Below are 12,490 nucleotides of genomic sequence, written 5' to 3' on the forward strand. Positions count from 1 at the left end.
CAGAAATGGCTACAATCTGAAGGAAGTTACTAACGTCCGCAGTCTTTCCCCTTGGTGAAACAGTCGCTCGCTCGAGTGCGCTAAGTGCTCGCTATCGAGTGAGGCTGAACCTGAGACATTGGCAAGATCATTTAACGTACGAGAAATCGCTTCGGTGACGCAGGTTTGCTCCTGTGCCGCATGGGAAACTTCGATGTTCATATTACTGATATTTGAGACTAAATCAGTCACTTTAGTAAGCACTAACTTAATTTCTTCTGAGCGGTTAACGCCCTGAGTTGAAAGGGCTTGGCTCGCTTGCATCACAGTGACAGTTTCAGCCACGCGGCTCTGGACCTGCTGGATCATTTTCTGTATTTCACCTGTGGCCTGTTGAGTTCGGCTCGCCAAGGTGCGCACTTCGTCGGCCACCACAGCAAACCCGCGCCCTTGTTCACCCGCCCTCGCCGCTTCAATCGCAGCATTAAGCGCCAGTAAGTTGGTTTGTTCGGCAATGCTGTTGATCACCACGACCACTTCATCAATCTTTTGGGTTTCTTGCTGTAGCTGTGAAACGGACAATGCCGAGCGGGCTAATTCAGATGCCAGTTTACGAGTGATGTCTAATCCCGAATCGAACTGACGCTGACTGTCATCGACCGCTTTATCGGCCTGACTCGCCACGTCCGCGGTGCGCTTGGCATTAATGGCGACTTCGTTAGCACTGGCGCTCAGTTGAGTTACCGCCGTCACTGCGGCCTCGGTTTCTTTTAGTTGGGTTTGCACACGATCATTGTTGGTTTGCGACAATGAACCAAGCGCTTTGGCATCGCCCAGTAATTGCCCTGAGGTTTCGTGCACTCTGGAAATCGTGCAGTGAATTTGCTCAACAAAACCATTAAATGCCTTGGCAAGCTGACCAATCTCATCCTGACTCTCAACGGGTAATCTGTGGCATAAATCGCCGTCACCGCTGGCAATTTCTTCCATAGCACGGACCACATTCCCAAGTGGATTAATCACTAAACGTTTAAGAATAATGAAGATAACAAATAAACTGCCACCGAGAATTAACAACGCCTGCAAGAAATAACCTAAGAGTAAATCTGACAACTGAGCGCGAATAGGCAACATAGAAAACTGAATGACCAATTGGCCCGTTGGGTTACCTTGCTCAGCAAATTGAATTTCACGTTTCACTAGATACTCATCGGCCACTGTTTGAGCCTGTTGACTCTCGGCTAACACTTTACCGCGATGGTCACTCACGACAATATGATAAATCTGCGCAGATTTAAGCATCACAGATAGCACTGCACGGATCTGCTCATAATCGTAGGTGAAGATGGGCTGCGCCATGGTCACTTGTAAATTGGCGACGGTATTTTCTTCAAACTCAGTTTCACTGGCAGCCAATTTATCGCTCGCCAACCAGTAAGATGCACCGAACAGAACGCTAACAATCATAAAAATTGCTGCCGCTAATCCAATCTGTACTTTTAAGGCTAATGTTTTCATTATTTTGCACCTTGCATACTAAAAAGATCTAACCATAATTCTGTGCGTTCTATTGGTGTTAATGGACTTAAATCAGGTGTATCAAGACGGATAATCACCCGTTGTTCAAACTGAGCCTCACGGTACAGCTGCTCAATTTTAAGCTCGCGATTGAACATCTCATCAAAAGATCCGTCCCTTACCATACTTTCAAGCCCGGCTGAAATGGCCGCAGCAAGTTCAGGGCGCTTAGGGGAAACAAAGAAATAAGCTGGCGAACGATATTGCAGCAGGATATGGCTATCGACCTTAAGTGCAGGATCGGGGTGATTTGCGAGTTCTTCGCCAATTTCCTGGGCGCCGAGGGCAAGATAATCGAAACGCCCGCCTTCTAACATGGAGTATAAATTGGTGTACTGATAGCTAGTGACGACGGGTAATCCATTGGCTTCTAAAATCGTGGCATCGGGCCAATAACGATTTTGCCCCGCCTTTAACTGCCTAAAATCCGCCATGGTTTTCACATTAGCAAATCGTGCCTCATCCGATTTACGGATAATCAGCAGCCGATTACCGAGTAACCCTTTAAACAATGGAATGCGCACGGGAAGCACAGTTTCTTCCAATTCTTTTGAGGTCATGCTCCAAAACACGTCTACTGTCCCAGCGAGTGCTTCTTCGACCTTGCGCTTTTGATTCATTTGAGTCGACATTTCTTGCACTTGATAACCCGAATCCGAGCGCCGCAGTGCTTCTTCAAGTAACTTTAGCAACCATTCCTGCTGTATCGCGGTGGTGATTTTTTTTGAAACCTGTGCAGACGATTTAGACACATCAGAATTTGAAGCTAAATGGTTTATAGCTGTGTCAGTAGCAAATACAGCAAAAGAGGAAAATGCTGAAAAAAACGCTAATGCCATTATAAACAGGGGTATGCCAACCGTTCTTCTTGTCATGATGAGTGCGGTGATATGGGCAATGACACTCGTCATGCCAATTGCAATGACACGCATCACAGCCGTTAAATGAATCGCCATAAATTGCAGCCTCTTTTATTATCTGGTTTATACCAGTGAGTTTTATTTATCTATGCCGCTAACGTTCAAGTGCTGAGGTAGGCAGTTGAGTAATACCGTAAAAACATCCTAAAAAAATGGCTGGGCACTGCTTACAGTACCCAGCCCACGCTAGTTTCTGGGGAGAGACTATCAAAATATCAAAGACAAACGTATCGCCGCCCGACAGCAATACTCCTGCCAAACACATGATAAGGAGACCTCATCCTCTCATGCAGACCTTACAAACAACGCGTCACACAAGCAGATGACAGCGTTGTCATTATTAAAGTACACAAGAAAGAACAGGATTTCTACATTTTTTTGACAATTATTGTTATTTTTTATGAATAGACATAATTAATGCAAACTATTCAAATACTTAAAATGTTTATTTTATTTATTCAAGCTTATGTGACAACGCTGTCTTTCATTGATAACATAGCGATAACATGACAAAGATCACGGTAGCTATTGATGAATCCCATTAACACACTTGTGCCCAATAATACCCAGCCTGCTCCGCGCTTAAATCGGTATTACCTAAACCTCAGTTTGGTATTACTACTCTGTGGAGCTTGGTTATTTTGGGCTAACCATTTTCATTCGCTATTTGATCTTATCCAAGAATATGGACGCTTCGTTTTTCTAGGAATCACAGGAGCGATATTTGCTAACTCGACAGGAGCTGGCGGTGGAGTAATCTTTATTCCGGTATTTTCGAGCCTCAACTTTAGTGAGTCTCAAAGTGTCTCGACTTCATTTATGATCCAATGCTTTGGCATGACAGCAGGCGCGATTTCATGGTCACTGCATTATAAAAAGCACCACCGAGAAGATGATGCATGGTCTGGTTTTGTAAAAGCATCATTACTTGCAGCCTTCTTTTCTGTCTTAGGTTTCTGGAGTAGCCAATTACTACAACTCAATTCGCCCTCTTCGCTACACACCAGCTTTAGCATTTTCTCGATTGTACTCGGTATCGCCATCGTTATTAGTAGCAAAAGTAGCACACAAATCAATCGCTCTATAATGCCGGTCGATTTTCTTTGGCTCGCTCTCATTGGCTATTTCGGCGGTATTATCACAGCTTGGTTATCGGTAGGCGTCGGTGAATTAGTCGTCATTTATCTCATGATAAGGGGACTATGCGCCAAAATGTCGGTCGCCACTGGCGTTGTTGTTTCTGCGATTACAGTCTGGTCGGCAAGCCCTATCCATATTTTTTCAACAAATAGCCATGCCCTCTTTGAGTTAGTGTTATTCGCAGGCCCTGGCGCCATTATCGGAGGATTACTCGCTCGTAAATTAGCACTCTTTCTCCCAGTAAAAGTATTAAAACTCTTTTTCTCCATTTGGATCATTTTGACGGGTAGCGTCATGTTGGCGAGTTAGAAATTTATAAGTGATTCATATTCATTACTTAAATTTAAAGCTAGCATAAATAAATCGTATAATTTGATGCCACCAATACAGCATGACACCATTCTTTAAATGTTATTTATCCATAACTAAATCAATTAAACTAAGAGAACAAAGGTGTGCATAAATCACAGAATAAAATCCACGTTTTGCAAAATCCAGCATAACGCTTTCGTCTAGTTCATGAATTTTTTGTTCATCAACGGTATAAATACCATTAATGTTGGTCTTAGTACAGTCCAGAGCATTTACTGTTAATGTTCTAGGCTGTAATAGCTCATGCTGTATTAAAGTCTTAATAAAATGTTTTGTCATTTCCTGATAGTCAGCCTGAAGACTGGCCAACTCTAGCTGCGTATTGAGATAAGCAGTATTATCGCCATCAGCTGTAAACAAAGAATTTTCACCGCTTTCACACACAGACGAGTTATTTAGATCAATTCCAATAATGATTTTATTATCAATATAACTCGCACCAAAAGGATACAATTGAACTTGAATAGGTAAATAACGAGCAATCCATCTACCATTTATCATCAATTTGTTCGAATTTTCTTTTAAAGATGTAACTGCTACAGGTAAGAATTCACCTGTTTGAGAATTTTTGGTAAATATAATAGGAAAGCTCGTCGCTGCTGACATGAACTCTTGAACCTGAAGAGGCAACATGTGCATGTTTTCAAAAAATTTATAGTCAACAATGTTTTTCACTTTTAAGTGTCTATGAATAGAATCATTCAAAGGGACATAATGTGTTGTCATCTTTATTTTCCTTGTTAATATTTTTCTATATAACTCGTACAATTCTATATAGATTGCAATCCGTAGAGACGGATTTTATCAAGTAGTTCTCTATGATCTGGCAACTCACTTATCATTTTACTTTTTAACAACGTCATCTTAGCCAGATGTTGAACAACGCGTTGATCAACTTCTGCATTGCTATAAGTTGGTCGAGTAGAATATTTCATACCGTAAAGCACATATAAATAATTTTCTCTGTTGAACACTTCAAACTTTGAAGGAAAATCCTCTGCGATTGGAATAAAATTCTTGCCACATTTTAAGACGTTGTTTTAAGCCTTCAGGAATAGTTTCATCGGTGCGATTATCACGCCAGAAAGCAGAGTCTGACCTGTCGGATAAACAATAATGTAACTTAGCAAATTCAACGACTCTCTCCCACGCTTGAGAAACTGTTTCATTAAAGCGCTTAGCAAGATAATCAATATCATCTTTATCGGAAGGAAATCGCTCCGCAAGAAAGCGTGCAGAAAAGTCCGTCAATAGAATAGATGTCGCTTCAATCGGTTCTAAAAATCCCTGTGCTAAGCCTAATGCAACACAATTTTTACCCAAAACTGCTGACGATAACCAACCTTCATAGCAATTTTTCTATGTGAAAGATCGGCAAGTTGACCACCTAAGTACTGATCAAATGCATCTTCAGCTTCAGCATTACTCATATAATCAGTCGAGTAGACAAAACCAGTTCCACGTCTTTGCGTGAGGGCAATATCCCAAATCCACCCTGCCTGATGAGCCGTTGCAATCGTAAATGGCGGAATTTGATCTAAAGCCTGTGTGGGCACTTGAGCAACTAATGCTGTATTAATGAAGAGTTGGTGTGATTTATCAATAAATGGTACATCAAATCTTTTTGCTAACAAAATAGATTCAAAACCACTGCAATCAATATAGAAATCAAAAAATAACTCCCCTTTATCTGTCAACAATGAACAAATAGAACCATCTTTCTCTAAAGAAATATCATTTACCGTTGCATAAATATGTTCAACATTAAATCGTTCAATGGCATTTTTAGCTAATAACTTAGCAAACTTTGCGGCATTAAGATGGTAAGCATAACCCATAACGCCACCATACTCCGGAGTTGTTATAAACTTAGGTCCTTTATTTTCCTCACAAACGGCATGCTGTGGCGAGACTAAATCGGCAAAGTGCTCTCTTGGATGAGTTAACCAATATGGTGTCAAATCCTCACCCAATGGACTCTGCATATTAAAAAGGTGATGATAAAAATTATTGTTTCCGTGCTTTGCTCGATCGAGCCAATTTACAAACTTTATTGACTGTTTAAAAGTGACGTCACAAGATTTAATAAAGTCTGACTCACTTATACCAAAGCTTGATAATGATTTACGTATTGAGGGAACAGTCCCCTCACCAACACCAATAATTGGGATATCTAGAGATTCGATGAGCGTAATGGAGAGTTCTGGATTGTTCTTTAAAACCAGTCCTAAATGATTAGCAGCTAACCAACCTGATGTCCCACCACCAACTATCGCTACTTTTCTTATAGTCATAGCATGATCCTACAATTAAGCATGAACATATTGAGTCATATATTGGATAACCATTAGCCCTTTAATATTATTACTTTTAATTTAACGCAGTTTAGTGCTTAATAAAAAGCCTAGCAATTGCTAGGCTCTTATTAATCTAACTAATTAAATTAGAAGCGCAACGCAACACCGAGTTTATAACGGGCTTCACCATCAAAACTCCATACAGGGTAATTATCTTTAAATTCACTAATAACCCCCTCTGCATCCACTGGAGATACACCTTTTTGTACGCTATCTTCTTCAAGCAAGTTAACCACTTCAAAAGTTAACGACAGATAATCTGTTAGATTATAGCTAGCACTTAAATCTAAGGTGCCATACGCTTGATGTTCACGGTTACCATAGAACCCTGGTAATTCACGCATCATATATTCAGAACGCCAGTTATAAGCTACCCGAGCTGAGAAATCATCCATTTCGTAGTAACCAACTAAGTTTACAGTATGTTTGGATGAGTCAGAGAATACTCCAACACGGTCTGCATAGTTTTCAGCTGGTGATGAAGCGTCTGCAAAGGTGTAGTTAACTGAGTAACCTAAACCACTATCGAATGAATCTTGTAACTGAAGTTCGATACCATCAATTGAGCCACCATTAGCGTTATAATTTTCACTTACAGTCCAACAATCGTAAATACCCGCACCACATGTACTACCACCTGCAGTGATTAGGTTGGGATCTTCAATTCCGATTTGTTGATTCAGTTTTTCTCTTGTAGAGATAAATGAACTTACATCTTTGATAAAGTAAGTTACTGCAAATAAACCTTCTCCACTGAAGTACCATTCTAAACTTACATCTGCTTGTGAAGCTTTGAAAGGTTGTAAATTTACGCTACCGGTGACTTTCTTCTCGTTACCAGGAGTACCATCGTTGAAGCCAGGTAACTTAGAGGTTGCGAATAAATCGGCATAATTTGGACGTGAAATAACTTGAGCTGCTGAGGCTCTTAAAATTAAATCACTTGCAAGGTCGAATGCAATATTTACACTTGGTAAAACATCGTTATAGCTGGCTTTGTCAGTACTTAAACCATCAGCATATGTACCTGTTTTGCTGAACGCATAATAATCAGATTCAACATCAGTAGACACATATCTTAAACCGAAGTTACCACGAACGCCTTCACCAGCGAATGTAGCCATAGTGTAGAGCGCTAAATTCTTTTCTTGCAGTGTGCCATATCCTGATTTATCGAGAGTAAAACCATCGATAGCAGCATAGGCATCATTAATCATGTTATCAAAAATGGGCTTAGGTAAGGTGAAGCCTGCGCCAGATGACATAGTACCAGAATAATAAGCTGATGCATCTTTTGCTACTATATTAGAGGATTGAGCAGCCTCGGTAGTTTGAGTAACATCATGATCGGCATAACTAATGCCTGATTTAAATGATGTAATAGCACCTAGCTCAACAGGAATAGTAATGTCAAATGTCGCAAAGGACTCTTCATCAGTATTAGGTTGTTTTTTAAGAGCCCAACCCGCTGTTTCTAATTGTCCATTAAAATCAGAAGCATCAAATGCGTTGTTTGCAATGTTAATATCAATGACATCGCCAGTAGCATCATAGATACCCGCGAAATCTTCAGGTTTACCAATAGACTGACCATAGTTTGAAGTTAAATCGGTACCACCTTCAGCTTTGGTCTTACCAATACGACCTTCTAACTTATAAGCATCTGCCTGATATGCAAAATCCAAATCAATTGTGTCAGAAGACATACTCGCTTTACGTGCCCAAGTTTGAGCCCAAGCAAATCCACCTTTACCTGTGTGCTCAACTAATGTACACACGCCTGCAGCATTTTTCTTAAGGCAAGTATTTTCACCCTGCTGAGTAGGAAATAAGAAAATTGAAGTATTAGCATTGTTTGCATCAAGTTGAAGGCTCATCAAATTCAAACCAAACTCAAGATTATCAGTTGGTCTGTATTGGAATGCAGCATTAACAGCGGTACGCTCTCGGTCTTGCTGGAATGTGGTCGGAACTATCTCCCCCCAACCAAGTAAAGATTCGATACCATTGCGTTGATATTGAGTTTTATCTAAAGAACCTGCAACTAAGAAACCGAATTTTTCATCTTCCGTTTTCCAGCTATAAAGTCCTGAGGTTTGTGGATCTATCTCTTCGGATACAGTGCCGTAATCCCCCTTTGTACTTAAGAATACAGAATTTGCATCTAAATCTAATGGTTTACGGGTTTTAACAATTACAGTACCACCAATACCACCTTCGGCAATATCTGCCTGAGATGATTTGAAAACTTGAATACCGCCCACCATTTCTGGTGGTAATAGACTGTAATTAAAGCTACGGTCAATAGCTTGTTGGTCGAACCAACCCGTTGAAGCCACAGAATGACCATTTAGCAAAGTACTGGTTAACTGGCTTGAAGCACCACGAATTGATACTTGTTGGCCTTGACCAAATTGACGATTAACCGCGACACCAGGAATGCGTCCTAAAGACTCACCCACATCTCCATCTGGAAATTTACCAATATCTTCTGCTGTGACCGCATCCACTACAGCATCAGAAAAACGTTTGTCGTTAACTGATGCCTTCATTGATGCTCTCATACCGCGAACTTCAATTTTTTCAATATTTTCAGGTGCTGCGGTGGTTGCCACGGCGTCTGCAGCAACAGCGCTAATGGATACAGCACTGCCGAGTAGGATAGCAATATTTGTAGCTAGTACAGTTTTCTTAAAGGTTGATGGTCGCATCTCGTTTCCCTTCCATAACTTTATTATCGTTTTAGTATTCATAACCATTCCCCGCGGAATGACAACGCTGTCATGTCTAGTGCAAACATTACACAATAATTAACAGCCTTGCCACAACAAAATAACGATGGAAGCAAAAAAATGTCATAAAGCAGAATTTTGAATCAGTAGTTTTATTAAAAACCATTATAAAACATGAGCTTTAATATTATGACGTAAATTTACAACTCCCAGCATAATTGTAACAATGATAAATTAACGCCAATTTGTAACAATTCAGGATTGCTAAGCACATCAAAAGCTCGCACTATAAGATGTATAAGTCAGAAAAAAATGATAAAAAATGTAAGCTTGTAAATTGCTGGTAAAGAATTTACGTTCATAGAACAGTTAACCCCTCGCGACCTTAGACAAAGAGTTTTTACATCAATGAAAGTCACTATCAACGACGTAGCTAAATATGCTGGAGTGTCTATCAAGACAGTATCCCGTGTAACCAATAACGAACCTTCAGTGAAGCAGGCCACCGTTGACAAAGTGAACGAGGCGATAAAAGCACTTAACTACCAACCTAATTTAGCAGCAAGAAATCTAGCAGGAACTAAATCCTATGCTATTGGTTTTATTTACGATAATCCAAACGCTTACTATATTATTGATATGCAAAATGGGATCTTGTCAGCCTGCAAAGACAAGGGCTATGAACTTGTCATTCACCCTTGCAATGCCAAATCAGAGACCATATGTGATGAGCTTACAGCACTAGTCAAATATTCTAGGCTCGCTGGATTAGTACTGACACCTCCCTTGTCAGAAGATCCTAAAGTACTCAAAGCACTCACTGAAATTGATGCTAACTATGTGCGCATTATTGCGGGAGAAAAGGACAACGATCAGAATGGGTTGACTATTTTAGTCAACGATAAATTTGGTGCAGTTCAAATCACCCAGCATCTGATTGATTTAGGCCACAAGCATATCGCTTTTTTAAGCGGAGATTTACACCATGAATCCACCAAAGAGCGATTACTTGGTTTTAAACAGGCATTAACAATAAATAACCTAAAGCTGAATGAAAACTACATAATTGAAGGGAAGTACTCATTTGAGTCCGGTGTTGATGGTGCTAACAAGCTCATCAAACTAAAAAATCGCCCGACGGCAATTGTTGCTTGTAACGATGAAATTGCCGCTGGTGCACTTTTTGCGGCTCGTTTAGCGGGTTTAGACATACCCGTTGATTTATCAATTGTCGGTTTCGAAGATAGCCCATTCTCACGTCAAACCTGGCCTAAACTCACCACTGTACATCAGCCAAACGCAGAAATAGCTCAGGTTGCTACTGAATTATTAATAGCAAAACGTCGCGAGCAAGATGCCATATATTCTAAAACCTTTACACCAGAACCTATCATTCGTGACTCGTCGGCAATTCCTAAACAATAAAAAAGAGAGCATATTTGCTCTCTTTCTATCTCCCAAATCACATAGAAATCAATGTAATTTGAGCTTCGGACGCTGCCACTTCAATAACTTTTGTGCCACTCGATACACAATTGCCGAAAACCAACCATAAAGGCTGGCTAAATGCCTCTGATACAAAGAGATATACATCAATCTTGCTATATGGCCTTCAACAAAGAAAGTACCAGAGCGTAGGTTCCCCATTAAATTGCCTACAGCAGAGAAGCGGCTTAAAGACACTAATGAGCCGTAATCTTTATAAATAAAGGCCTTTTCAGGCTTACCTTGTAATCGATTAACGATATTATCAAACAAGGTATCAGCCATCTGAGCTGCTGCTTGCGCCCTTGGTGGAACAGGCTGGCCAGAACTTTGGATCAATAGAGCGCAATCGCCAAGGGCGTAGATATCTTGATGACCTTTAACTCGCATACAATCATCAACTTCTACCTGATTTCGCGGAGTAATGGGCAATTTTGCAAAATGCTGAAATGCTTTTGGCCCTTTTACACCGGCAGCCCATACTTTTAAGCCTGCTTTAATCACATCGCCATCTTGGGTAATGAAACCATCACGAGTCACTTCTTTAACTTGAACACCGATATGTAAACGTATACCAATCTGATCAAGAACAGCTTGAGCTCTAGCGCTTACACGCTCTGGTAATTGAGGAAGGATTTTGGGTGACGCTTCAATCAAATGCACATCAAGATGATGCTTAGCGATATTCAGATAGCCGTACTCTTTAACAGACTCAATTACATGATGAAGCTCTGCTGCCAATTCAACACCTGTCGCACCCGCACCGACAATACCAATGCTGACTCTTTCTTGCGTTTCATTTAATTGGAGTAAAGCGTCGAGTAATTTATGATGAAATAAATTGGCATTTTCAAGGCTGTCTAAGAAAATACAATGCTCATCAGCACCTAATGTATTGAAACTATTAGAAACTCCACCCAATGCAAGCACTAAAAAATCATAATTGATTTGTCGCTGCTCTAGGAGCAACTCGCCTTCATCATTATAAACTGCAGCTAACTGAATCGATTTAGCATCCGGCTCACACTGCTCTATCTCACCACGAATATAGCGATAACCGTTTTTAAGTCCATGATCGCGATAGAGTAAACCTTCAATAGATTGATCTATCACACCAACAGCGACTTCGTGTAATTTAGGCTTCCATATATGAATAGGACTTTTATCAATTAAGCACACATCGACGACATCACTACCGCCCCATTTACGGCCCAACTTCGATGCAAGCGCTAAACCAGCAGCACCACCACCCACGATCACTATTCTTTTTGTAGCCAAAATGACAACCTCATAAAACTCATTTGCGAGGCTAAGTTATACCATGTTACAGATAAGAGATAACTACATTAGTTGAGTAAAACAGGCTATTTTCCATTAAAGATATTTCAGAAACCCAGCAGTACTATTTTGTTTCTCCATATGCTTAGGCAACAAAAAAGGGCCTCTAGGCCCTTTAGAATCGTTCGTAAGCAGTTTATACCGCTTCTTCGTTTTCTTCACCCGTTCGAATACGGATAACACGTTCAACATCAGTGACAAAAATTTTACCATCACCAATTTTGCCTGTGCGGGCCGTTTCAACAATGACATCAATTGCTTGGTCGAGCAGATCGTCTTGGATCACTAACTCTATTTTTACTTTTGGCAGAAAATCCACCATGTATTCAGCACCACGATACAACTCTGTATGCCCTTTCTGACGACCAAAACCCTTAACCTCCAGTACCGTCATCCCAGTTATACCAATTTCTGCAAGTGATTCGCGCACATCATCTAACTTAAATGGCTTAATAATGGCTTCAACTTTTTTCATTAAAAATTCCTCATCCCTTGCAATAACATAAACAAACAGAATAACACTAGCTTACACGGGGTTACGTCAATATTGAAGTGAATGTAGTGCTTTACTCATAAAACACAGTTTCTA

Annotated in this window: 8 protein-coding genes and 1 pseudogene; 2 read left to right on the top strand and 7 right to left on the bottom strand. The window is 40.4% G+C overall.

Features of this window, described 5'->3' with window-relative positions; all coding sequences use genetic code 11:
- Positions 1-9: 9 nt before the first annotated feature.
- Complete coding sequence (locus tag L5M11_RS04975) at positions 10-1,497, bottom strand: methyl-accepting chemotaxis protein (RefSeq protein WP_263191545.1); 1,488 nt, start codon at positions 1,495-1,497, stop codon at positions 10-12.
- The gene (locus L5M11_RS04980; protein WP_263186004.1) at positions 1,497-2,513 is read right to left on the bottom strand and encodes a substrate-binding periplasmic protein; all 1,017 of its coding nucleotides are present in this window, start codon (positions 2,511-2,513) and stop codon (positions 1,497-1,499) included. The genes L5M11_RS04975 and L5M11_RS04980 overlap by 1 nt, the downstream gene beginning before the upstream one ends.
- A gap of 495 nt (positions 2,514-3,008) precedes the next feature.
- Here L5M11_RS04980 and L5M11_RS04985 point away from each other — a divergent pair, with 495 nt between their 5' ends.
- A complete protein-coding gene (locus tag L5M11_RS04985; RefSeq protein WP_263191546.1) occupies positions 3,009-3,926 on the top strand; it encodes a sulfite exporter TauE/SafE family protein in 918 nt (305 codons plus the stop codon).
- 102 nt (positions 3,927-4,028) lie between these two features.
- On the opposite strand, the gene L5M11_RS04990 is transcribed toward L5M11_RS04985, so the two are convergent.
- The 3 genes and pseudogenes from L5M11_RS04990 to L5M11_RS05000 form a co-directional block, all read right to left on the bottom strand.
- Positions 4,029-4,715 carry a SapC family protein gene (locus L5M11_RS04990; protein ID WP_263186001.1) on the bottom strand — a complete coding sequence of 229 codons (687 nt, stop codon included), beginning with the start codon at positions 4,713-4,715 and terminating at the stop codon, positions 4,029-4,031.
- Between the two features lie 44 nt (positions 4,716-4,759).
- Positions 4,760-6,283: pseudogene (locus L5M11_RS04995) on the bottom strand (tryptophan halogenase family protein).
- A gap of 149 nt (positions 6,284-6,432) precedes the next feature.
- Positions 6,433-9,057 (bottom strand): TonB-dependent receptor, encoded by a 2,625-nt coding sequence (locus L5M11_RS05000; protein WP_263191564.1) that lies wholly within the window; start codon positions 9,055-9,057, stop codon positions 6,433-6,435.
- 429 nt (positions 9,058-9,486) lie between these two features.
- Between L5M11_RS05000 and L5M11_RS05005 the strand changes: the two genes are divergently transcribed.
- Positions 9,487-10,503, top strand: a complete 1,017-nt coding sequence (locus tag L5M11_RS05005) for a LacI family DNA-binding transcriptional regulator (RefSeq protein ID WP_263160894.1) — start codon at positions 9,487-9,489, stop codon at positions 10,501-10,503.
- A gap of 48 nt (positions 10,504-10,551) precedes the next feature.
- Here the strand turns inward: L5M11_RS05005 and L5M11_RS05010 are convergent, their stop codons facing one another.
- Together L5M11_RS05010 and glnB are read right to left on the bottom strand one after the other, a co-directional pair.
- Positions 10,552-11,841, bottom strand: coding sequence for an NAD(P)/FAD-dependent oxidoreductase (locus L5M11_RS05010; protein WP_105249931.1), 1,290 nt, complete (start codon positions 11,839-11,841; stop codon positions 10,552-10,554).
- 196 nt (positions 11,842-12,037) lie between these two features.
- Positions 12,038-12,376 (bottom strand): nitrogen regulatory protein P-II, encoded by a 339-nt coding sequence (gene glnB / locus L5M11_RS05015; protein ID WP_028760911.1) that lies wholly within the window; start codon positions 12,374-12,376, stop codon positions 12,038-12,040.
- Positions 12,377-12,490 lie beyond the last annotated feature (114 nt).

The sequence above is a fragment of the Shewanella sp. SM87 genome (assembly GCF_025653705.1).
Taxonomy (GTDB): Bacteria; Pseudomonadota; Gammaproteobacteria; order Enterobacterales; family Shewanellaceae; genus Shewanella; species Shewanella oncorhynchi.

Coding starts and splice junctions, on each gene's coding strand:
- L5M11_RS04975 (WP_263191545.1), bottom strand. CDS start 1,497: ATGAAAACATTAGCCTTAAAAGTACAGATTGGATTAGCGGCAGCAATT.
- L5M11_RS04980 (WP_263186004.1), bottom strand. CDS start 2,513: ATGGCGATTCATTTAACGGCTGTGATGCGTGTCATTGCAATTGGCATG.
- L5M11_RS04985 (WP_263191546.1), top strand. CDS start 3,009: ATGAATCCCATTAACACACTTGTGCCCAATAATACCCAGCCTGCTCCG.
- L5M11_RS04990 (WP_263186001.1), bottom strand. CDS start 4,715: ATGACAACACATTATGTCCCTTTGAATGATTCTATTCATAGACACTTA.
- L5M11_RS05000 (WP_263191564.1), bottom strand. CDS start 9,057: ATGCGACCATCAACCTTTAAGAAAACTGTACTAGCTACAAATATTGCT.
- L5M11_RS05005 (WP_263160894.1), top strand. CDS start 9,487: ATGAAAGTCACTATCAACGACGTAGCTAAATATGCTGGAGTGTCTATC.
- glnB (WP_028760911.1), bottom strand. CDS start 12,376: ATGAAAAAAGTTGAAGCCATTATTAAGCCATTTAAGTTAGATGATGTG.